This is a genomic window from Pseudomonas rustica (assembly GCF_049959085.1).
In the GTDB taxonomy this organism is placed as follows: Bacteria; Pseudomonadota; Gammaproteobacteria; order Pseudomonadales; family Pseudomonadaceae; genus Aquipseudomonas; species Aquipseudomonas rustica.
The window spans coordinates 2,929,153-2,949,498 of record NZ_CP188200.1; the positions used below are offsets into that span (position 1 = coordinate 2,929,153).

Below are 20,346 nucleotides of genomic sequence, written 5' to 3' on the forward strand. Positions count from 1 at the left end.
CGATTGCAGTGTTGCACCGCACACTGCAATCGGCGCTGCCCTCATCGCGATTGATTGACCACGCGAATCTGCGTCAACCCTACCCGCTCGGCCTGCTCCAGAATTTCTTCCGGGGTCGCGTCTGCCGTGGGCATCAGCAAGCCGTTTTCGGCATCGCCCAAATGCAACTCCAATAGATGCATGGCCGCTTCATGCTCGGCCAGATGGGTGTCTTTGAGTTCGAAGGTGTGGCTACGCGGCTTGCCGTTAAACAGGTATTCCAGGGTATAGGTGTGCATGCGGATATCCGTCAGTGGTTGAATGGACGACTTAATATCCTGACGAGCCGGTCAGCTTTTAGTTCAACCAAATCACGATAAAGCCCCTTGTGGCGAGGGGATTTATCCCCGTCGGGGCGCGCAGCACCCCCTCTCTTAAACGCCCAAAGGCAACGGCCGATCCTGCACCACCCGCTTCATCACCAACGTCGATGTCAGCCGCTGCACATTGGGCAACGTCGACAGGCTCTCGTCGTACAAACGCTGAAACGCCGGCAGATCCTCAGTGATGACGTGCAGCAAATAATCCGGCTCACCAAACAGCCGTTGCGCATCCACCACATGTGGAATCTCCACCAACGCCGTCTCAAACGCTTCGACAGCCTGACGATTGCCCTCGCGCAGGGTGACGAACACCATCGCGGAAAAGTTGAGGCCCAGCGCAGCAGGATCGAGTTGCGCGCGATAACCCAGCAACACCCCCGACTCCTCCAACGCCCGCACGCGGCGATGACAGGGTGAAAGGCTCAACCCGACGCGATCCGCCAGTTCAGTCACCGACAACCGACCATCCTTTTGCAGCTCAGCAAGAATATTGCGATCAATTCTGTCCACTCAGTAAAACCTTCCAATTTTCGACGCCACAACGATCATCTTTGAAAGAATATTCTAGCCGGTTTTCATTATTCTTCCTTGGCACAAAACACTGTTCAGGAAGCAACGATGATCAAAACCACCCCCAATCAACGACCCTGGGTGACGCCATGACCTTGAGCATGTTTGCCGCGTTCTGGGCGGTGTCGATTCTGTTTGTCATCACGCCAGGGGCCGATTGGGCGTACGCGATCTCCGCAGGCTTGAAGCATCGCGTCGTTCTGCCTGCCGTGGCGGGGCTGTTGTCCGGGCATTTGCTCGCAACCGTCATTGTCGCGGCGGGTGTCGGCACACTGGTCGCCAATCATCCTCTGGCCTTGTCGGTGCTGACGCTGGCCGGCGCCGGTTATCTGCTGTGGTTAGGCGCCAATCTGCTTGCCCGCCCTCCCACGCCGCACGCTGATGCAAGCCAGAGCGCTGATTCGTGGGCGCGCTGGGCCTTCAAGGGCTTTTGTGTCAGTGGGTTGAATCCGAAAGTGTTCCTGCTGTTTCTCGCGCTGCTGCCGCAATTCACCAGCACCGCCGCAGCTTGGCCAGTGCCTGCGCAGATGATCGCGCTCGGGCTGGTGCACACCGTCAGTTGCGGAGTGATTTATCTGCTGGTGGGTTTCAGTTCGCAAGTCGTGCTTCAGGCCCGTCCGGCCGCCGCACGCGTGGTCAGTCGCTTGTCCGGGGCGATCATGATCGTGATCGCGCTGGTGCTGCTGATTGAACAACTGCGTGCCTGACCTATCCTTTGAGCCAATGCCTATTCAAGGAAGCCTATGAAAACGCCGAGAGAACGTGCCGCCGAGGGCCTGAAGGTCGGAGACAGTTTCAGCGTTGTCCGCTGTTTCTCCTACGACGATATCCAGCAATTTGCGCAGATCTCGCGGGATTACAACCCGGTGCACTGCGACGCTGAATACGCGCAATTACGCCGGTTCAAGGCGCCCGTCGCCCACGGCCTGCTGACGGCCAGCCTGATGACCGAGATTGGCGGGCAGATTGGCTGGCTGGCCAGTGGCATGAGTTTCGAATTCAAGCGCCCGGTGTACGCCGAAGAACAGATCACCTGCCAGTGGTTGATCACCGACATTGCTGAGCGCGGGCACGCGAGAGCCGAGGTCAGCGTCGTCAATGGCGAAGGCGTCACTGTACTGCTGGCGACAACCACCGGTGTGTTGCCCGGCGCGCCGGAGCGGGAATGCCTGAAGCGCATGTTGGCAGAAGGTGATCCAAGCAACCGCTCGCGCCAGACCCGATGATCGAGCTCAACGAGGTTCCTGCATCGGACAACCATTGTGCTCCGCGCGAAACTCGGCCGACATTTCATAGGCCGGTTTACGTACCCGCATGACTCCGCCCAACGGCCGATGCGCAGCCAAACCATGCCACGGGCTGAACGACATACCGTCGTCAATTGCTTCGACGTTGTCGCTGGCCCAGGCGTCCTGCGCATCGACTTCGATTCGCGCGACGGTGAGGTAAGGGCTGAGTTTCTCCGGCCACTCGACCGAGGCGTCTTCGATCGGCATTTTCTCAAGGTCTGTGGCCAGTTGTACCCGCACTTCCCACACCCCCGAGTTCTGCGCGAAATACGCTTTGACCGCTGCGCGCAGGCCATTGGGGTTGTCGGCAAAGTCGACGTGCTGATGAGTCAACGCCGTCAGTGAGGGAGAAATCGGCACGACTGCAATTTTTGCGTAGTACGCGCCATACAGTAATGGCGCGACCGTGCTGAAACTCTCGCCGAGAATGTGAGTTTGCGGGTGGCCGCCGAGACTCTTCAGCGTGCCACTTTCGCCGCCGGCTGACTCAATCGCCGCCTCAACACCGCGCAGTAATGCAGAAAACGCTTTCTTCAGACCGGGCGCTTTATCGGTCGTCTTCGCCAGCAACTTCAGTGATTTAAGAAATGCTTTGGGCGTGGCCGACGTAAAGGCTTTGGCGTTGATCATCACAAAATCCTGCGTCACCACCCCATCGCTGCCCGGCAGCCGTGGGCCGTCCACGCCAATGATCTTCAGCGCCAACCCGCGCGGGGTCGACACCTTGTCATCAAGAATGTCGCCCGGATTGGTTGAGAAACGCAAAACCACCGGCAACGTTCCCGGCGTCGCAAAGGCGCCTTGAGCAAGTTCGGCCGGAAGATTATCGAGCACCGTGATCCGCCCGCGCAGCACGCCATGGGCCTTGGCGTGAACGCTGCGCGCGGCGTGTCCATTGTCCTTGAACGTAGTTTCCATGATGGCATGCAGCGCTTTGTTCAGTTCCTCGCTGGTCTGTGCCTCGTCGTCGGGGATCTGCTCGAAAGCAGGCTCGAATGGCAACGGCCTGGCGGCAATGCTCACTACTGGAAGGTCATTCATGGAAGGTCTCTCCGCTCGATCGAATAGCGAAAAACGCCGGCCGTGTTACAGCTGGCGAAGGCAACGCGTGGAGCGTCAAGCCGTTGGTTTGAGTACCACTTTTGTCCAGCCGTTATCACGCGCATCGAAGTGCTTGTACGTTAGCCAGACGACGGAAAAATTCGTCGGCGCAGACTTATCTGTCAGGGGAGCAAGAACGTATGTTCAATCGAGTGAGCGGCAAGACGACGGACGGTCAGCGACGATACTGAACGTCGAAAACAATGAATTATTTGAGGATGGTGCTTTCTATTTCCGCGCTCGCTGCCCGGTTCAAAAAAGCACTGCGGCGGCTTCGCGCATAAAAATCTCGACGGTCTTGGGCCCGATCCCTTCGAATTCACCCAGACGTTTTTCGAAGGCCTGACGATCGGCGCTCGCCTCAACGATGTTGCCGATCTTGCCGTCGTATTCGGCGTTGAGCTTGTGCGCCAATGCCAGCAACCGCGATGCCGTTGATTCGTCGTAACGCACGTAGTGAGCCTGGCCGAGCATCACCACCAATTGTCGATGGCTGCAGTGCGCCAGTTTCTGCGGGGTATCGCGCTGGTGCTGCTCAACGATCACCTGATAGGCCTTGGCAGCGATAGCGCCCTGAATCCTCTTGCCCATCAAGAAACTGGCGAGCAGCCATTTGAACAGGGCCGTTTCTTCACCACCCTGCAGGTCGATGTTCAACTCGTGTGCGCTGATTGCTTTGTTCACCTGTCCGGCCCTTTGCGATATGTCTCAGTCAGCATCTAGACCCGACACGACTGCGAACGATCCAGTGGCGAGAATCGGTGAAGGAACCCTTATTCGTGCAGGACACCTAAGGTTTAACTACAGGAAGGTGGTCAAGCCCAAATGCATAAACCGTAGTGTGCCAGGAGGATATTTTGGCTGATCTGGATTGGGTGCAATGGCCAGCGATGGTTGTGACCGTTCTCGCCGCATGGCTGATCGGGTCGCAGCGTCCGGCAAGGCGAATGTTCGGCTTTGTCTGCTTTAGCCTGAGCAACGTGTTGTGGGTGATTTGGGGCGCCTACGCCGGGGCGTACGCGTTGATCGTCTTGCAGATTTGTCTGTTTCTGATGAACCTGCGCGGACTGAGGAAAAACGCGAAGGGCAAGGAAGCCGAACCCCCTCAAGACTGACGGTGGCCGTCGAAATTCTTCTTGAAGCCTCGGGCATTCATCCCCAAAAGGATGCACTCAAGGAGGATCAGCGCGTAGGCGTCGGCGTGCAGCCCCCAAATCACCCAGAGCGCATTGCTGAGGATGAATCCCCAGAAAGCGATCATTCGCCGGTAGGCTCGTTGCGATCCGATAAACCAGGCAGAGGCTACCGTAATGACCATGGCCGGCCACTGCATCCAATCGATGTACTGCAATTTCCGCTCCCGCCTACATTCGCGTCAAAGAGAAACACCGGTACTGACTTGTTGATCAAGCGCAGGCACGGCCAGTGACGTACTCAAATTGGCCAGGTACTCACCAAATCCGCCGCGACATTTGTAATCCTTGCGGGCGCTGGTGATCACCGGGTTCGTCGCTGTCCAGACGATATGAGCACCAATCCGCGTGAGATCACCCACCAGATGGACGTCTTCGTGGGCAGTGAGATGCTGGAACCCGCCCGCATTTCGGTAGGCCTCGGCACTCAAACCGAGATTGGCACCGTGGATGTGCCGATGGTTTTCGATGAACTGATAATGCTCCAGGTACTTTGAGCGAACCGACTCACCGTGCTCGTTCCAGCTGTCCACCTCGACGGTGCCACAGACGGCATCGGCCTTGAATTCAATCTGCCGTGCCAGCCAATCAGCGGGCACGGCGGTGTCGGCATCGGTGAAGGCAAGCCATTTCGCGCCAGCGGCCAGCAAGTGCTCTGCGCCGGTGGCTCGCGCCTTTCCCACGTTCTGAAAAGACGCCACGATCGTGCTCACGCCCAGCGCTGAAACGATCCGCCCGGTGTGGTCGGTGCAATCGTCGAGGACGACCACTACCGAAACCGACTGGCCCGCCAATGCAGGATGTTGCGCCGCGAACAGAACCGACTCAAGACAGGCCCTGATATGGCGCTCTTCATTATGTGCAGGGATCACGACACCGATCATTAACGCTACCTCCGGCTATCAGAGTTACAGGCTCCTGCAGTCGACCGGTGGCTAAGCCATTAGGTTTAAAAAATCGCACAAGTGGCCGCGTCGGCGACCGCCAGTCATTTGTGTCCCTGAATCTATGAACTTACGTTCGCCGTTCCTCCTCTCCCACTTACCATCCAGCTGAAGCGGGTAAGACGTCATGAGAGCACTCACTTATCACGGCGCGCACAGCGTCAAGGTCGACACGGTTCCTGATCCGGTTATCGAGCAAAGCGACGACATCATCCTGCGCGTGACCGCGACAGCGATCTGCGGCTCCGACCTGCATCTGTATCGCGGCAAAATTCCCACCGTCGAGCACGGCGATATTTTCGGCCATGAGTTCATGGGCATCGTTGAAGAGACGGGGTCAGCGGTGACTGCCGTGCAGCCGGGCGACCGCGTGGTAATTCCTTTTGTGATTGCCTGTGGCAGCTGCTTTTTCTGTCAGATGGATCTGTTCGCCGCTTGCGAAACCACCAACACCGGCCGTGGCGCGATCCTCAATAAAAAAGCCATTCCTTCCGGAGCGGCGCTGTTTGGATACAGCCACATGTACGGTGGCGTGCCCGGCGGCCAGGCAGAATACGTGCGCGTCCCCAAAGCCAACACCGGGCCGTTCAAGGTGCCGGGCACCCTGTCGGACGAGAAGGTTTTGTTCCTTTCCGACATCTTGCCCACCGCTTGGCAGGCGGTCACCAATGCAGACATCGGACCGGGTTCGAGCCTGGCGATCTATGGCGCCGGCCCGGTGGGTCTGTTGAGCGCGGCGTGTGCGCGGATGTTGGGCGCCGAGCAGATTTTCATGGTCGATCACCACCCCTATCGCCTCGCCTATGCGCAGAAAACCTATGGCGTGATCCCGATCAATTTTGATGAGGACGATGACCCCGCCGACACCATCATCCGCCAGACCAAGGGCATGCGTGGCGTTGACGGCGCCGTGGATGCGGTGGGTTTTGAAGCGAAAGGCAGCACCACCGAAACCGTCCTCGCCACCCTCAAACTCGAAGGCAGCAGCGGCAAAGCCTTGCGCCAGTGCATCGCCGCCGTTCGACGCGGCGGCATTGTCAGTGTCCCGGGCGTTTACTCAGGGTTCATTCATGGCTTTCTGTTCGGCGACGCGTTCGATAAAGGCCTGACCTTCAAGATGGGCCAGACCCACGTTCATCGTTTCCTCCCGGAACTGCTCGGGCACATCGAAACCGGCCGGCTCTCCCCCGATGTGATCATCAGCCATCGCATGTCGCTCGAACAGGCTGCCGAGGGCTACAGGATTTTCGATAAACGTGAGGAGGATTGCCGCAAGGTCATTCTGACGCCAGGCGACAGCCACATTGCCTTGCCCGAGCTCGATGACGGCGTTGCGGTTCTGGCTACGTAAGCTTCATTCAGCGGCTAAAAAAGGAGCAGAGGATTCAGAGTTTTTGCGAGTCCTCTGGTTCCTTTTTTTAAGCAGTTTGCGTTGATTTCGCGGCGCTGTTATCCGCGTCGTTCGCATCGTAAAAATTCTTGGAATTTTTTTCTCTCGACACCACTCATTGGCGTATGAGCGTAAGGAGTAACTCATGAGCCAGACAGACATTTTCGTCATTGAATACAAGCTTCACGGGCATCCGAAGTCTTTCGTCATACGCGCGAAAACCATGCGCAATGCCGATGCCTGGCATTGGGCGAGTTGTGATGCCGGCATCGCGCCGATTCCGAAACCGGGCAAGCCGCCATTGAAAGTCGTATCCAAGCCTCAGGCCGAGCGATTCGGCGTCACGGAGGTGAAGTGGCGTGAAACGGCGACCGTGGACTGGACAGAGGCTTGAGCTTAATGCGGCAGACCAGAGAGGTGGACTGCGATGCTTAAACAAATCGGCAACACAAACATCCGCGTCGATCACCGCGCCAGCTGCCACTGTGGCGCGGTGATTCTTGATCTGCACTTGCCTGACGGTCTCCCGGCCCCGCACCGTTGCGATTGTTCGTTTTGCAAACGCAAAGGCGCGGTCGTGGCAGCGGTTCCGGCAGCGGACTTAAAGGTGATCCGGGGCGAATCGGCGCTCCGGATCTACCAGTTCGGCAAGCATGTAGCCGAGCATTTTTTCTGTGGCAACTGCGGGATCTACACGCACCATCGACGCAGCACCAACCCGCAAGAGTTCGGCTTCAATGTCGGCTGCCTCGAAGGGGTCAACCCTTACGACCTGGACGATGTGCCTGTTGCCGAGGGTGGGGTTTGGCAAACATCTTGATTGGAAGCGAAGAAGGATGGTACTCATCGGTCGGTCGAGAACCAGAATGGAATCTCACCCTGAGGACATACGGACATGAGCGCACAAAAAATATTAGTCACGGGTGCTGCCGGCAAGATCGGCAGCGCCTTCTACAAAGCGTATGGCGATGAACTGGTTCTGCGCTTAGCCGATATAGACGTATCAAAACTTGCCGATTCCAGCGAACGTTTCGCCCTCGACATCACCGATTTATCCCGTTGCCATGAAGCCTGCGAAGGCATCGACACCGTCATTCACCTGGCGGCCGATCCGAATCCGGACGCGGATTTCATGACCTCCGTCCTGCCGGTGAATATCGTCGGCACTTACAACATGCTGCTCGCCGCGAAGACGCAAGGCTGCAAGCGCTTCATCTTCGCCAGCAGCGCTCAGGCCATCGAAGGCTACCCCAAGGATGTACAAGTCCACGAAAGCATGGCGCCCCGGCCCGGCAATCTTTACGGGGTCGGTAAAGCGTTCGGCGAAGCACTGGCATCGCTGCATGCCAACGACGGTGCGATGACCACCGTCGCCGTGCGCATTGCCAACGTAAACGAGTTTCACCCGGGTGAAGCGCACAGCCACAGGGACGTTGCGGCGTTTATCAGTGTGCGGGATGTCGTCGCGTTGCTGCGCGATTGCGTGGATGCCGAGCTGAACGGATTCCACGTTGTCCATGGCGTTTCGGACAATCGATACAAGCGCCTTTCGATTGATGAAACGCGAAAAGTCGTCGGCTATGCGCCGCTGGATGATGCCTTCAAGATTCTTGAGGGCAAATAACGCGCGTTAACCCAATGCCGTATCGAGAAACATCATCACTCCAAAACCGAGCATCAATCCAAGGGTCGCGGGTGTCTCGTGACCATTGCGATGGGTCTCCGGAATGACCTCATGGGACACCACAAAAATCATCGCGCCAGCCGCCAGACCAAGAGCGATCGGATACCCCAACGCGAAGCTGCTGGAAACGCCCAAACCGACGATGGCGCCGATGGCGCCGATGGGTTCCATCAGACCTGAAGCGACGGCAATCAGCGCCGCACGCAATGCCGAGAGCCCCGTTACACGCAGTGCCAGCGCAACCGCCAGCCCCTCGGGAATATCCTGAATGGCGATGGCGGTTGTCAGCGGCAACCCCACCTGCATGTCGCCGTTGGCAAAACTCACACCAATCGCCATGCCTTCCGGCAGGTTGTGCAGAGTGATTGCCAATACAAATAGCCAGACTCGATTGATGCGCTTCGCTTCAGGCCCGCGCCGACCGCTTTTTTCGTGTTCGTGCGGCACGAAGCGATCCAGCCCGACCATCAGCGCCACGCCTAGCGCCAACCCGGCCACCACTACACAAGCCGCCAGCAACTGATTGCCGCACAAGGCCTGTGCCGCTTCGATGCCCGGCAGAATCAGCGAAAAAGAACTGGCGGCAAGCATCATGCCGGCCGCGAACCCAAGCATGATGTCTTGCGTACGCGCAGCAATGTCGCGCAACGCTATCGCTACCACCGCCCCTAATGCGGTGGCGCTAAATCCGGACAGTCCGCCCAGAAAAGCAAAATAAAGATTCGCCTTGTTGGCGCCGACAAATGCGCCATAACCGCTGACCATCAACAAAACAGCCACACACGCCAGCGATAGCCAGAAGGCGCGACCTCCCCAGCCAGCGTTTGTGAGATGGCTAAACCAGTTTCGAGAAGACGTTTCAGAAGGCGTTGCAGGTTCGGACATCATTCCCACCATTCAATGTGTTTTCACTGATCAAGCGACGATCATTGGCCCCAGCAAGGAGGCCCATTGCGGGCCTCCGGTTCTCCGCGATCAGGAGGTGCCCAAGCCTTGGGAAAGGTCGGCGGACGGGGCCGGCGACGTTGCAGTCGAGGAGTCTGAACGGGCGGCGACAGCCTCTTGTTCAGTGGTTTTCGTCACGGTATCGCGAACCGCTTCGTAGCCTTCCTGCGCCTGCTTTTTGACTTTATCGACCAGCCCGGCGCTGGTGCGCCCCATCATGCGCTGCTCGGTGCTGGTGGTTGGCAACGCGGCACCGAGCAAGGCGCCCAGTGCGATGCCGGCGGCGGCGACTACCAAGGGTTGTTCCTTGAGCAATTGATTGAACTGCTGACCCAATACCTGTGAGTTGCGCGCTAACCGATCACCGGCATCGTGCATCGCATGGCTGAGGTTATCACTGGCGGCACCGACGTTGTCGCCCAAGTGCGCGGCTTTGCCTTTCAGCGATTGGTAACCTTCTTTCAGCGAATCGGCCGTCTGGTGCAAATGGTCGCGCGCACTGTCGATACCGTCCGCCAAACCATCCGCCCATTCCCCGGCCCTGTCCTGATCGGGCCCGGTTCGATAGACCGGTTGCGGCACCGGCGGCCGGTTCTGGCTCATCATCAGCCACAGCAGACCCACCGAGGTCAGCACCGCAGGCACGGGGTTGTTGCGCACGCTGGTGCCGAGGTTAGTGATAAACGTCGAGCCATTGTTTTGCATCAGGCCCCAGGCCTGGTCGAACATCTGACCGGGGGTGAACTTGCTTTCCAGCTGGTCGACGATGTTGCCGATGCTGGCGCGCTGCGCGTCGATTTCCCGTTCGATCTGCTCGGGACTTTTTTGCGATTCGATATCCAGTTCAGTGTTCATGAGACTTTCCTCCGCAGCGCTTCCTGATCTTTGTTCAGAGCGTCCAGCGTCCGGTCAGGTTTGAAATGGGACGGCTCGAATTGTTTTTTGCCGGTTTGCAACATGGCGAAGCCGATGATCATCACCACAACACCGACGATCAACGCTGCCAGCCACGGCGCCATGAACAGGCTCAAAGCGTAGACCGCCGACATCAGCAGGATGATGAAACCCGCCAGAAAAACGATTGCACCGCCCGCCACTGCTGCAATGCCGGCCTTCAGCGTGGTGAGGCTGGTTTGCAGTTCGGCCTTGGCCAAGGCCAGTTCCTTGGTGAATAACGCGGGCACTTCGCGGGACAGCTGTCGAAGCAGACCGACGACTGAAGCGTCGTCAGGTTGCGCAAGAGGTCTTGTGCCCGGCAGATCCGGATCGTCTCTGTTCATCACAGTTCTCCTTTCGCGACTGGCGCAACGGGGGTCGGTGCGGGCGACGTTTCATAAGGCCGATGGGCGCCATAACCGTCTGATGGCGGCATGGAGGAACTGCCTGCTGCCGGATCGTGTTGGGCGCTGACGGTGACCGCCGCGTCCGTGCCGGCCTTGAGGAATCGCGATAATCCGAACCCCACGGCAATGCTCCCGGCAATGAACAGCGCGGGATTGCTGCGCGCCAGATCCGCCGCATCGTGCAAGAGCTGTTCGGCACTTTTGCCGCGAAGATTGCCGGCCAGCCCCGTCATCGACTCCGCCATGTCGCTGAGGTAGTCGGACATGCCCAGTGAGTCCTTGTCCTCCAGTTCCGACACAAAGCTTTTCGCACCTTGCGCCAATGCCTCGATCTGATCGGCGGCGGTGTCGCGATATTGGCCAAACTGCGCATCGGCTTGATGCCTTGCGCCGCCCAACGCCTCGGTGACCTCTTCCTTTAAATGCTCAAAGTCATGCTCAGGCTTGCTGCCTGCCGGATCGCCGGTCTGAGATCCTGCTCTGCTGTCTGAAGTATTCATGTCGTCCCTCGCCTTCTGAATGAAAACGTTTAACGGGACTGCGCAGCAAGGATTGCCCTGAGCCCCTCACTGCAGAGGACGGGGGAGTTTGGCGCAGAGTTCAAAGAGGATGATGGGCGACCTGCAAGAAGGTTTTCCAGCAGCGACGGTCGCGCGCAAACATGGCGACGAGCGGTCTAAATGTAAAAAAGAATTTCAAGAACTGACTGTGGTCAGACTCGTTACATTCAACGAGAGCTCGCACTCATGACTTTTGCACGTTTCTGCCAGGGCCTATCAAACTGGGCCGGCAGCTCGAAAACTTTTCTCCTCGCGATCGTCTTGATTGGGGTTTGGGGACTGACCGGGCCGTACTTTCACTACAACGATACGTGGCAACTGATCATCAATACGTCGACCACCATCATCACCTTCCTGATGGTGTTTCTGATCCAGAACACACAAAACCGCGACAACGACATTTTGCACCTGAAGATTGATGAACTGATTCGCGCGACCACGGCGGCGCAGAATGCGACGTTGGGGCTGGATAAAATGGGTTCACGGGATCTGCGCAAACTGCGTGATCGCTATAGCTCGCTGGGTGAGCGTCACCAGGTCAATCTCGATCCTGAAGCGCATGAAGCGTTTGTAGATGGGGTGCCAGTTTCATCGACGACTGCCGAAGCGGAACGAGTGGATTTGCAACGCTGAATTGCCCGCGGAGCAAAAAATCTGTGGGAGCAGAGCTTGCTCGCGAAAGCGGTGTGTCATTCAACAATGCACTGGTTGAAATTACGCCTTCGCGAGCAGGCTCGCTCCCACAGGTATCTTTGGCGTATTCGGGTTTTTGTGTACGGCAGAAAACTTGTAGGAGCAGAGCTTGCTCGCGAAAGCGGTGTGTCATTCAACAATGCACTGGCTGAAATTACGCCTTCGCGAGCAGGCTCGCTCCCACAAGGATTTGGGGTGTGCTCGGGACTTTTTGTAAGGCAGAAAACTTGTAGGAGCAGAGCTTGCTCGCGAAGGCGGTGGGTCATTCAACTATGCATTGCCTGAGCTGACGCCTTCGCGAGCAAGCTCAGCTCCTACAGGGATTTGGGGCGTGCCCAAGGCTGTGTGAGCGACAAAGAAACCTGTGGGAGCGAGCCTGCTCGCGAAAGCGGTGGGTCATTCAGCTATGCATTGCCTGGGCTGACGCCTTCGCGAGCAAGCTCAGATCCTACAGGGATTTGGGGCGTGCCCAAGGTTTTGTGCGCGACAAAGAAACCTGTGGGAGCGAGCTTGCTCGCGAAAGTGGTGGGTCATTCAACAATGCATTGACTGGGCTGACGCCTTCGCGAGCAGGCTCGCTCCCACAGGGGGGTTGGGGTGTGCCGGGGGATTTGTGTACGGCAGAAAACTTGTAGGAGCAGAGCTTGCTCGCGAAAGCGGTGGGTCATTCAACTATGCATTGCCTGAGCTGACGCCTTCGCGAGCAAGCTCAGCTCCTACAGGGGTTTGGGGCGTGCCCGGGGTTTTGTGAGCGACAAAGAAACCTGTGGGAGCAGAGCTTGCTCGCGAAAGCGGTGGGTCATTCAACAATGCATTGACTGGGCTGACGCCTTCGCGAGCAGGCTCAGCTCCTAAAGGGATTTGGGGTGTGCCCAAGGTTTTGTGAGCGACAAAGAAACCTGTGGGAGCGAGCCTGCTCGCGAAAGCGGTGGGTCATTCAACAATGCATTGACTGGGCTGACGCCTTCGCGAGCAAGCTCAGCTCCTACAGGAGGGCTGGGGTGTGCTCCGGAATTTTGTGCGCGACAAAGAAACCTGTGGGAGCGAGCCTGCTCGCGAAAGCGGTGGGTTATTCAACAATGCATTGACTGGGCTGACGCCTTCGCGAGCAAGCTCGCTCCCACAGGTGGGTTGGGGCGTGCCGGGGGATTTGTGTATGGCAGAAAACTTGTAGGAGCAGAGCTTGCTCGCGAAGGCGGTGGGTCATTCAACTATGCATTGCCTGAGCTGACGCCTTCGCGAGCAGGCTCACTCCTACAGGGATTTGGGGCGTGCCGGGGGTTTCGTGTACGGCAGAAAACTTGTAGGAGCAGAGCTTGCTCGCGAAGGCGGTGGGTCATTTAACACTGCACTGACTGGGCTGACGCTTTCGCGAGCAAGCTCGGCTCCTACAGTGAACAACGGGTGTCTGAGGGGGATTTGGCTCGGCATAGTTTTTATGCCTGAAAGGCATTGCTGTCCCAAGCTATGCGCTGTCGCTCATATGCCCAAAGCGACTAACCAGCACATTTTTAATTATTTTATTTCTACGTGTGTACGCCGCTATACCTGCGCCTTCGATCCGGCACCTCGCTGGAATTTGCAGGAGCATCCGTGTGAGTCGAACGACGTCGTTTAGCAGAATTTCCCTTCCGAAAGCCGCGCTTACCCTCGCCGCTTTACTCGTTTCCAGTCTGACGCTGGCGGATACGGTCAAGGAAATCCGTATCGCCGTGCCTGACATCAGCGCCGGGCCGACGCCCAGCGGCGCCGGGATTGTCGATGTGTTACGCGACCGACAAACCCTGGAAAAGGAGTTCGAAAAGGACGGCATCAAGATCCGTTGGGACTTCTTCAAAGGCGCGGGGCCGGCGATCAATGAGGCCTTGGCCAACAACCAGGAAGACTTCGCTTACCTCGGCGACTTGCCGGCGATCATCGGCAAGGCCGGTGGCCTCGACACGCGTTTGCTCAGTGCGACGGCCCGTGACGTCAAACTCTATCTCGCCGTACAGCCGGGCTCGGGCATCACCACCCTCGAAGCGCTGAAAGGCAAACGCGTCGCTATCTTCCGAGGCACCGCCACGCAACTTTCGTTTGCCTCGGCACTCGCGCACCAAGGCTTGAAAGAGAGCGACTACAAAGTCGTCAACCTCGACTACAACGCCGCCAACGCGGCACTCGCCGCCAAGCAAATCGACGCGACCTGGTCCGGCGCCGGCGTGATTGCGCTGAAGGCACGCGGCCTCGCTGAATTGCCGCTGACCACCGTCGACCTCGATGGCGCCGGCAGCATGCAAGCCGTGCTGTTAGGCCGTGGCGCCTTTGTCGACGCACATCCAGAACTGGTCGCGCGCCTGATCAAGGCGCAACAGCCCGCCATCACTTGGCTGCGCAACGACGACCACAAACAGGACTACATCAACCTGGTTTCAAAACTCGCCAGCTTCCCCGCAGACATCCTCACCACCGATGCCAAAGACCAATCGCTGGTAAAGATTTTCGCCCCGCAGCTCGACGCGCCGTTCCTCGATAACTTGCAGCGCAGCGTCGATCTGGCGCTCCAGGCGAAACTGATCCGCAAAGGTTTTGAAGTGAAAACCTGGGCCGAGCCGCGCTTCATCGAGGCTGCCCTGCAACACACCGACACCGCTTCGCAAACCCCACAAGCCAGCCGCTAAAACAAGGACTCTCCATGACCACGTTGTTCATTTTCCCCGGTGCCTGCTCGTTCGCTGCCCATGTCGTGATCCACGAATTGCAACTGCCCATCAGCGTCGAGCGCGTGATCCTCGGCGACCCGAACTCGCCGTATCGCCAGATCAACCCGACCGGTCGCGTGCCGGCGCTGTTGCTGGATAACCAGACGCTGCTCACCGAAAACACCGCGATCCTGCCGTACCTCGCCGACCTCAAACCCGGCACAGCATTATTCGCACCGGCAGGTTCGGTCGAGCGCGCGCAGATTCAAGGCTGGCTCGGTAACGTGGCGACCGAGATCCACGTCGGCGCGTTTCGCCCGATTAATCGCCCAGAGCGTTACAGCGCTGACGAAAGCGCATTCCCCGGCATTCGCCAACGTGCGCTGGAACAACTGAGCAACGCACTGAAACCGATCGAAGCACGACTGGCGCAAACCGAGTATCTGGTCGGTGATCGTTTCACCGTGGCGGACGCCTACCTCGGCGTCTTCCTTGGCTGGAGCGCCCGCGTTGGTGTGCTCAACGATTTCCCTGCGCTGCAGGCCGCACTCGGTCGCTTCCGCGCGCGGGAATCAGTGGTGCAGACCTTGGCCGCCGAAGGCCTCGCCTGAATCACCCCGAGGACGGATAACCGAATACGCCGGAGAACCACCATGCCAAGCACCGATACCATTGCCACCTGGGCCCAAGTCATCGCCCGCACGCTGGAAGCACAGGGCATCGACGCCGCCCCGCTGCTGAGCGAGGCCGGTATCAGCCGTTGTCATCTGCATGACCCTGATCAGCGCATCGCCCTCCCCGCCATGAGCGCATTCTGGCGGGCGGCGCGGCGCATCAGTGCTGACGAATGCTTCGGCCTGCAAGTGGCGCAGTACAGTTATCCGACCGATTTTCACGGGTTGTTTTTCGCCGCGCAAAGCAGTTCGACGGTGATTGAAGCGTTGCAACGGGGCGTGCGTTACGCCCCGGTGATCACCACGTCGGCGGCAATGAGTCTGGTGCGCGGGCCGCACACCACGCGCATGGTTTACGGCGTGGCCGACGGCGCGGAGGTGGAGCAGATCGCCACCGAAGCATCGATTGCTTGCGCGGTGCGCTTCACCCGGCAAACCTGGGTGGATTTGCCGATCGTGCACGGCGTACGCCTGGCCCGCCCTGCCCCACAAGATCCGCTGCGCTGGACACGTTTGCTCGGTTGCCCGATCCGCTTCGACGCCGGCGAAAATGCCATCGAATACAGCAACCGCTGGCTGGATGCGCCGCTGACCACGGCCAATCACGCCGTGGCCCAAGGACTCGATGGCGTGCTCAACGACTACCTCGAACGGCAACGACGCCTGAATCTGCCGGAGCGGGTTCGCGCGGCGATTATTCGTTACTTGCCTCTGGGTGAAGTTCAGCAAAGTCGTGTCGCCGACGAGCTCGGCATGAGCGTGCGCAATCTGCATCGGCACTTGCTCAAACACGACAGCAGTTTCAAGGCGTTGCTCGACGATTGCCGGCGACAACTGGCGTTCAGTTACCTGCGCCAGACCGACTGTTCAATCAACGAAATCTGCTATCGACTGGGCTTCAATGAGCCGAGCAGTTTCAATCGCGCGTTCCGTCGCTGGACCGGCGAAAGTCCCGGCAAATGGCGGCGTGATGATGTGCCGTTGCAACCTCAACGTTACGTGCCACGGCCCATTGTTTTCGCGGCTGAGCGAGCATTGTCGATCGCGGTTTGAGTCACTTGTCTGCGGCGGACCATAGGTTGTCCGCGCAGGCCCCTTTTCTCTCCTTCACACGCTCTAGCATGGCACTCCTAACGAGCCCGACCGATTGCGTCGCGCGGCAAAAAAAGGAGCTCTGCGTCCATGCTTTTACGTTACTCGGCCACCACGGCCCATCGCCTCAAGCCCCTGAGCTTTTCCTTATGGCTGGCGCTGCCCGGTGTCCTCTGCTCGACCCAGAGCTTCGCCGCCGATGAGCCCGAAGCGTCCACACCGACGGCAACTCAGGCCGACAACTCGGCGCCGCGGCTTGAACAGGTCACCGTGACCGCGCGCCGTCGCGAAGAACAGTCGCAAGACGTACCGACGCCGATCACCACCCTCAGCGGCGCCAACCTGGAAACCCAGCGCATCTACAAGATTCAGGATCTGCAACAGGCCTTGCCGAGCGTCAACGTTGCATATGTCCATGCGCGGGTTTCCAGTTTTGCCGTGCGCGGGATCGGCAACAACCCGGCCAGCGATGGCCTCGAAGGCAGCGCCGGGATTTATCTGGATAACGTCTATCTCGGCCGCCCCGGCATGGCCGCGTTCGACATGCTCGACGTCGAGCAACTGGAATTGCTGCGCGGGCCGCAAGGCACGTTGTTCGGCAAAAACACCACGGCGGGCGTGCTCAACATCACCACCCGTGGCCCGACATTCACCCCCGAGCGCAGCCTCGAAGTGTCCGGTGGGCAGGACGGCTACTTTCAAGGCAAAGGCACGGTGTCCGGGCCGTTGACCGACACCCTCGCCGGTCGCCTGTCGTTCTATCGCACCCGCGATGACGGCTACCTGAACAATCGCCACGACGACCGCACACTGCTCGGTGGCGAGCGCGAAGGCTTGCGCGGGCAATTGCTGTTCAAACCCAACGACGATTTCAGCCTGCGCTGGATCAACGAATACAACAGCGAAAACTCCAGCAGCGGCAGCAGCGTGATTTACGGTGCGGGGCCCGTGTTCTGGCGCCGTGCGGCACTGGTCGGGGCGAATCCGCAGGTGGGCGAGAGCAACATCGATGGCCGCCAGAACGTCAGCGTGCACCAGAATGCGAGCTCCGTTGAAGCCAACTGGAACCTTGCCGGCGGCTACACGCTGACCTCGATCAGTGCTTATCGCAGCTGGCACTTCAACCCGGCCAACGACGCCGACCAACTGGAAGTCCCGGTGATCAACGACTTCGGCTACGAAGTCCACGACCGGCAGTTCTCGCAGGAAGTGCGTCTGGCTTCGCCTAAAGGCGAGTTCTTTGATTACGTGGTTGGCGCCTACGCGTTCAAGCAAGACCTCGGCAACCGCATCTTCACCGACCTCGGGCCGCTGGCGGATCTCAACCTGATCGGCGCCAATCTCAATGCACTCAACAACGTCAACAGCAAGGTCAACGGCAAGATCGACACCGAGAGCTACGCGCTGTTTGCCCAAGGCACCTGGCACCTGACCCAGCGCCTCGATTTCAGCGCCGGCATCCGTGGCACTTACGAAGAAAAAGAAGCCAACGTTAAGCGCTTCGCCCCTGAGGGTGGCGGCACGCCAGTGGTGATCCCGGGCGTGGTCGATGGCAACGCGATCCGCGCCGGCCAGGTCGGCGCCTACGACACCGGCGACCTGCACCTGTACAACGCCGCACCGTCGTTTCTGGCCAGCTTGAGCTACCACTTCAGCGACGATGTGTTGGGCTACACCTCGTTGTCCCACGGCGAAAAATCCGGCGGTGTAAACCTTGCGGTCGGCTCGGCTCCGAGCGCTGGCGCTGAGTCATTGCTGGTCGGCCCCGAGCGGGCGAACGACGCGGAACTGGGGATCAAAAGTCAGCTGTTCGACCAGCGTTTGCAACTCAACGCGAACGTATTCTGGACGGGCGTGAACGGCTATCAAGCCACCACTTACTACCAGCCGCCGGGCTCGTTGACCGGTTACCAATTGCTGACCAACGCCGGCACCGTGCGCTCACGTGGACTCGAATTTGAGGCCACCACCGTGCCGGTTCGCGGACTGACGTTGAACGTCAACGGCTCGTTCAACGACGTCACCTATCTGTCGTTCAAAGACGCGCCCTGCCCCTCGGAAAACCCCGGCCAGACCAACTGCGACCTCAGCGGCCAGCGTGTGGCCGGCGCCTCGCGCTGGATCGGCAACATCAACGGCGAATACAAGTGGCCGCGCATTGACCGCATCGAACCTTACGCCACCGGCAGCTATGCCTATCGCTCCGAGAGCGAAGGCACCCTCGACAACTCCGACCTGGCGAAGATCGACGGCTACGGCCTCGCCAACTTCTCGGTCGGCGCGCGCATGGACTACGGCGACGGTTTGCTGGACGCCTCGCTGTGGGTGAAAAACGCCTTCGATCGTGAGTATTACCTGGCTGTTGGCAGTGGTTCCAACGGTCTTTACACCGCCTCGCCAGGCCAGCCGCGCACTGCCGGCCTGACCTTGCGCTATGACTTCTGAGGACACTATGACAACAGCAAAAATGAGCCTGGGCGCGTTTCTCATGAGCAGCGGCCATCACCTCGCCGCCTGGCGCCACCCGCGTGCCTGGGCCGGCGGCGGACTGGATTTCCAGCACTTCAAAAAACTCGCCACCACCGCCGAACGCGGCAAGTTCGATGCGATATTTTTCGCCGACAACCTGGCCTTGATGGGCTCGCCGGAACTGGGCCAGTTCACCACCGCTGGCGATGTCTTCGATCCACTGGTGCTGCTCTCGGGTCTGGCAGCGGTGACCGAGCGCATCGGCCTGGTGTCGACGGTCTCTACCAGCTACAACGAACCTTATTTACTGGCGCGCAAGTTCGCCTCCCTCGATCACTTGAGCGGCGGGCGCAGTGGCTGGAATCTGGTGACCTCGGCGACCGATCTGGAGGCGCTGAATTTTGGCCGCGACAAGCATTTCGAGCACGGCGACCGTTATCAGCGCGCTGAAGAATTCATCGATGTCGTCACCGGCCTGTGGGACAGCTTTGAAGATGACGCTTTCATCCGCGACAAAACCAGCGGCGTGTTTTTCCAGCCGGACAAACTCCATGTACTCAATCACCACGGCGAAAACTACCGGGTGCGCGGGCCGCTGAACATTCCGCGCACGCCACAGGGTTACCCGGTGCTGATTCAGGCCGGCTCCTCGGAACCGGGCAAGGCCTTGGCCGCGCGCACCGCTGAAGTGGTGTTCACCGCACAACAGACCCTGAGCAACGCCCAAGCCTTTTACGCCGACGTCAAAGGTCGCCTCGCCGGCTACGGCCGCCGTCCTGAGCAGTTGAAAGTCATGCCGGGGATCTCGCCGGTGATTGGCCGCACGCAAAGTGAAGCGGAAGACAAATACCAACAGTTGCAGGATCTGGTCGAGCCACGGGTTGGACTGGCGATGCTCGCGGGCATGGCCGGTGGTTTCGACCTGTCGGAATATGATCTGGACGGCCCGTTGCCAGAGCTGCCGCAGAGCAATTCAATGCAGAGCCGCCAGGCCTTGTTCATCGATCTGGCGCGCCGGGAAAACCTGACGATTCGCCAGTTGTACCTGAAAGTCGCTGGCGCGCGCGGTCATCACACCGTGATCGGCACGCCGAAAACCATCGCCGACACCCTTGAAGAATGGTTCGTCGGCCAGGCTGCCGACGGCTTCAACATCATGCCGCCGTTCCTGCCGGAAGGTCTGGATGACTTCGTTGACGGCGTAGTGCCGTTGCTGCAACAGCGCGGGTTGTTCCGCACTGAGTACAGCGGCAGCACGCTGCGGGATCATCTGGGATTGCAGCGGCCGGGTAATCGTTACCAGCGTTAAGCCGGTAGCGATGGCTCCATGAAAAATCCGTGGAATGGATCTTTCGT

General features: G+C 59.1%; 23 protein-coding genes. 13 read left to right on the plus strand and 10 right to left on the minus strand.

What is annotated here, in order from left to right; all coding sequences use genetic code 11:
• Positions 1-41 precede the first annotated feature (41 nt).
• Both ACP3TY_RS13315 and ACP3TY_RS13320 read right to left on the minus strand, forming a co-directional pair.
• On the minus strand, positions 42-278 hold the full coding sequence (locus ACP3TY_RS13315) for a hypothetical protein (protein ID WP_426620268.1): 237 nt from the start codon (positions 276-278) through the stop codon (positions 42-44).
• A 135-nt stretch (positions 279-413) separates the two neighbouring features.
• A complete protein-coding gene (locus tag ACP3TY_RS13320) occupies positions 414-872 on the minus strand; it encodes an Lrp/AsnC family transcriptional regulator (protein ID WP_053119684.1) in 459 nt (152 codons plus the stop codon).
• A 149-nt stretch (positions 873-1,021) separates the two neighbouring features.
• On the opposite strand from ACP3TY_RS13320, the gene ACP3TY_RS13325 reads away from it, so the two are divergent.
• Both ACP3TY_RS13325 and ACP3TY_RS13330 read left to right on the plus strand, forming a co-directional pair.
• Positions 1,022-1,639 carry a LysE family translocator gene (locus ACP3TY_RS13325; protein WP_426620269.1) on the plus strand — a complete coding sequence of 206 codons (618 nt, stop codon included), beginning with the start codon at positions 1,022-1,024 and terminating at the stop codon, positions 1,637-1,639.
• Between the two features lie 36 nt (positions 1,640-1,675).
• Positions 1,676-2,158 (plus strand): MaoC family dehydratase, encoded by a 483-nt coding sequence (locus ACP3TY_RS13330; protein WP_053119680.1) that lies wholly within the window; start codon positions 1,676-1,678, stop codon positions 2,156-2,158.
• Positions 2,159-2,164: 6 nt separating this feature from the next.
• On the opposite strand, the gene ACP3TY_RS13335 is transcribed toward ACP3TY_RS13330, so the two are convergent.
• Both ACP3TY_RS13335 and ACP3TY_RS13340 read right to left on the minus strand, forming a co-directional pair.
• Positions 2,165-3,262 (minus strand): catalase family protein, encoded by a 1,098-nt coding sequence (locus ACP3TY_RS13335; protein WP_426620271.1) that lies wholly within the window; start codon positions 3,260-3,262, stop codon positions 2,165-2,167.
• A gap of 312 nt (positions 3,263-3,574) precedes the next feature.
• Positions 3,575-4,006: a DNA methylase gene (locus ACP3TY_RS13340; RefSeq protein ID WP_053119676.1), complete on the minus strand. Its 432-nt coding sequence runs from the start codon at positions 4,004-4,006 to the stop codon at positions 3,575-3,577.
• 206 nt (positions 4,007-4,212) lie between these two features.
• On the opposite strand from ACP3TY_RS13340, the gene ACP3TY_RS13345 reads away from it, so the two are divergent.
• Positions 4,213-4,437: a hypothetical protein gene (locus tag ACP3TY_RS13345; RefSeq protein ID WP_426620479.1), complete on the plus strand. Its 225-nt coding sequence runs from the start codon at positions 4,213-4,215 to the stop codon at positions 4,435-4,437.
• On the opposite strand, the gene ACP3TY_RS13350 is transcribed toward ACP3TY_RS13345, so the two are convergent.
• Together ACP3TY_RS13350 and ACP3TY_RS13355 are read right to left on the minus strand one after the other, a co-directional pair.
• Positions 4,428-4,673, minus strand: coding sequence for a hypothetical protein (locus tag ACP3TY_RS13350; protein ID WP_053119674.1), 246 nt, complete (start codon positions 4,671-4,673; stop codon positions 4,428-4,430). The genes ACP3TY_RS13345 and ACP3TY_RS13350 overlap by 10 nt on opposite strands.
• Positions 4,674-4,697: 24 nt before the next feature.
• Positions 4,698-5,399, minus strand: a complete 702-nt coding sequence (locus ACP3TY_RS13355; RefSeq protein WP_426620273.1) for a glycosyltransferase — start codon at positions 5,397-5,399, stop codon at positions 4,698-4,700.
• Positions 5,400-5,586: 187 nt separating this feature from the next.
• Between ACP3TY_RS13355 and ACP3TY_RS13360 the strand changes: the two genes are divergently transcribed.
• From ACP3TY_RS13360 to ACP3TY_RS13375, 4 genes are all read left to right on the plus strand, one after another.
• The gene (locus tag ACP3TY_RS13360) at positions 5,587-6,810 is read left to right on the plus strand and encodes a zinc-dependent alcohol dehydrogenase (RefSeq protein WP_053119670.1); all 1,224 of its coding nucleotides are present in this window, start codon (positions 5,587-5,589) and stop codon (positions 6,808-6,810) included.
• 184 nt (positions 6,811-6,994) lie between these two features.
• The gene (locus ACP3TY_RS13365; protein WP_426620274.1) at positions 6,995-7,243 is read left to right on the plus strand and encodes a DUF6555 family protein; all 249 of its coding nucleotides are present in this window, start codon (positions 6,995-6,997) and stop codon (positions 7,241-7,243) included.
• A 33-nt stretch (positions 7,244-7,276) separates the two neighbouring features.
• Positions 7,277-7,669 carry a GFA family protein gene (locus tag ACP3TY_RS13370; protein WP_426620275.1) on the plus strand — a complete coding sequence of 131 codons (393 nt, stop codon included), beginning with the start codon at positions 7,277-7,279 and terminating at the stop codon, positions 7,667-7,669.
• Positions 7,670-7,744: 75 nt separating this feature from the next.
• The gene (locus ACP3TY_RS13375) at positions 7,745-8,473 is read left to right on the plus strand and encodes an NAD-dependent epimerase/dehydratase family protein (protein WP_426620276.1); all 729 of its coding nucleotides are present in this window, start codon (positions 7,745-7,747) and stop codon (positions 8,471-8,473) included.
• A 6-nt stretch (positions 8,474-8,479) separates the two neighbouring features.
• Here the strand turns inward: ACP3TY_RS13375 and ACP3TY_RS13380 are convergent, their stop codons facing one another.
• The 4 genes from ACP3TY_RS13380 to ACP3TY_RS13395 form a co-directional block, all read right to left on the minus strand.
• Entirely contained in the window at positions 8,480-9,418 is a 939-nt protein-coding gene (locus ACP3TY_RS13380; protein ID WP_426620277.1) for a ZIP family metal transporter, read from the minus strand.
• Positions 9,419-9,508: 90 nt separating this feature from the next.
• The gene (locus ACP3TY_RS13385) at positions 9,509-10,333 is read right to left on the minus strand and encodes a DUF3618 domain-containing protein (protein ID WP_426620278.1); all 825 of its coding nucleotides are present in this window, start codon (positions 10,331-10,333) and stop codon (positions 9,509-9,511) included.
• Positions 10,330-10,758, minus strand: coding sequence for a phage holin family protein (locus tag ACP3TY_RS13390; protein WP_159811416.1), 429 nt, complete (start codon positions 10,756-10,758; stop codon positions 10,330-10,332). Before ACP3TY_RS13390 ends, ACP3TY_RS13385 begins: the two co-directional genes overlap by 4 nt.
• Complete coding sequence (locus ACP3TY_RS13395) at positions 10,758-11,321, minus strand: hypothetical protein (protein WP_426620279.1); 564 nt, start codon at positions 11,319-11,321, stop codon at positions 10,758-10,760. Before ACP3TY_RS13395 ends, ACP3TY_RS13390 begins: the two co-directional genes overlap by 1 nt.
• Before the next feature lie 246 nt (positions 11,322-11,567).
• Here ACP3TY_RS13395 and ACP3TY_RS13400 point away from each other — a divergent pair, with 246 nt between their 5' ends.
• From ACP3TY_RS13400 to ACP3TY_RS13425, 6 genes are all read left to right on the plus strand, one after another.
• The gene (locus tag ACP3TY_RS13400) at positions 11,568-12,014 is read left to right on the plus strand and encodes a low affinity iron permease family protein (protein ID WP_401237645.1); all 447 of its coding nucleotides are present in this window, start codon (positions 11,568-11,570) and stop codon (positions 12,012-12,014) included.
• Positions 12,015-13,696: 1,682 nt separating this feature from the next.
• Positions 13,697-14,734, plus strand: coding sequence for an ABC transporter substrate-binding protein (locus tag ACP3TY_RS13405; protein ID WP_426620480.1), 1,038 nt, complete (start codon positions 13,697-13,699; stop codon positions 14,732-14,734).
• A gap of 14 nt (positions 14,735-14,748) precedes the next feature.
• Positions 14,749-15,366, plus strand: a complete 618-nt coding sequence (locus tag ACP3TY_RS13410; protein WP_426620281.1) for a glutathione S-transferase C-terminal domain-containing protein — start codon at positions 14,749-14,751, stop codon at positions 15,364-15,366.
• Positions 15,367-15,408: 42 nt separating this feature from the next.
• Positions 15,409-16,482, plus strand: a complete 1,074-nt coding sequence (locus ACP3TY_RS13415; protein ID WP_426620282.1) for an AraC family transcriptional regulator — start codon at positions 15,409-15,411, stop codon at positions 16,480-16,482.
• A 129-nt stretch (positions 16,483-16,611) separates the two neighbouring features.
• The gene (locus ACP3TY_RS13420) at positions 16,612-18,966 is read left to right on the plus strand and encodes a TonB-dependent receptor (RefSeq protein ID WP_426620283.1); all 2,355 of its coding nucleotides are present in this window, start codon (positions 16,612-16,614) and stop codon (positions 18,964-18,966) included.
• A 7-nt stretch (positions 18,967-18,973) separates the two neighbouring features.
• Complete coding sequence (locus ACP3TY_RS13425; RefSeq protein ID WP_400748733.1) at positions 18,974-20,299, plus strand: LLM class flavin-dependent oxidoreductase; 1,326 nt, start codon at positions 18,974-18,976, stop codon at positions 20,297-20,299.
• Positions 20,300-20,346: the final 47 nt, after the last annotated feature.

Bases quoted from the DNA above. Each gene is read 5' to 3' on its own strand.
- ACP3TY_RS13325 (WP_426620269.1), top strand. From the start codon at position 1,022: ATGACCTTGAGCATGTTTGCCGCGTTCTGGGCGGTGTCGATTCTGTTT.
- ACP3TY_RS13360 (WP_053119670.1), top strand. From the start codon at position 5,587: ATGAGAGCACTCACTTATCACGGCGCGCACAGCGTCAAGGTCGACACG.
- ACP3TY_RS13345 (WP_426620479.1), top strand. From the start codon at position 4,213: ATGGTTGTGACCGTTCTCGCCGCATGGCTGATCGGGTCGCAGCGTCCG.
- ACP3TY_RS13355 (WP_426620273.1), bottom strand. From the start codon at position 5,399: ATGATCGGTGTCGTGATCCCTGCACATAATGAAGAGCGCCATATCAGG.
- ACP3TY_RS13425 (WP_400748733.1), top strand. From the start codon at position 18,974: ATGACAACAGCAAAAATGAGCCTGGGCGCGTTTCTCATGAGCAGCGGC.
- ACP3TY_RS13385 (WP_426620278.1), bottom strand. From the start codon at position 10,333: ATGAACACTGAACTGGATATCGAATCGCAAAAAAGTCCCGAGCAGATC.
- ACP3TY_RS13330 (WP_053119680.1), top strand. From the start codon at position 1,676: ATGAAAACGCCGAGAGAACGTGCCGCCGAGGGCCTGAAGGTCGGAGAC.
- ACP3TY_RS13395 (WP_426620279.1), bottom strand. From the start codon at position 11,321: ATGAATACTTCAGACAGCAGAGCAGGATCTCAGACCGGCGATCCGGCA.
- ACP3TY_RS13335 (WP_426620271.1), bottom strand. From the start codon at position 3,262: ATGAATGACCTTCCAGTAGTGAGCATTGCCGCCAGGCCGTTGCCATTC.
- ACP3TY_RS13365 (WP_426620274.1), top strand. From the start codon at position 6,995: ATGAGCCAGACAGACATTTTCGTCATTGAATACAAGCTTCACGGGCAT.
- ACP3TY_RS13420 (WP_426620283.1), top strand. From the start codon at position 16,612: ATGCTTTTACGTTACTCGGCCACCACGGCCCATCGCCTCAAGCCCCTG.
- ACP3TY_RS13390 (WP_159811416.1), bottom strand. From the start codon at position 10,758: ATGAACAGAGACGATCCGGATCTGCCGGGCACAAGACCTCTTGCGCAA.
- ACP3TY_RS13380 (WP_426620277.1), bottom strand. From the start codon at position 9,418: ATGTCCGAACCTGCAACGCCTTCTGAAACGTCTTCTCGAAACTGGTTT.
- ACP3TY_RS13375 (WP_426620276.1), top strand. From the start codon at position 7,745: ATGAGCGCACAAAAAATATTAGTCACGGGTGCTGCCGGCAAGATCGGC.
- ACP3TY_RS13315 (WP_426620268.1), bottom strand. From the start codon at position 278: ATGCACACCTATACCCTGGAATACCTGTTTAACGGCAAGCCGCGTAGC.
- ACP3TY_RS13370 (WP_426620275.1), top strand. From the start codon at position 7,277: ATGCTTAAACAAATCGGCAACACAAACATCCGCGTCGATCACCGCGCC.
- ACP3TY_RS13410 (WP_426620281.1), top strand. From the start codon at position 14,749: ATGACCACGTTGTTCATTTTCCCCGGTGCCTGCTCGTTCGCTGCCCAT.
- ACP3TY_RS13400 (WP_401237645.1), top strand. From the start codon at position 11,568: ATGACTTTTGCACGTTTCTGCCAGGGCCTATCAAACTGGGCCGGCAGC.
- ACP3TY_RS13415 (WP_426620282.1), top strand. From the start codon at position 15,409: ATGCCAAGCACCGATACCATTGCCACCTGGGCCCAAGTCATCGCCCGC.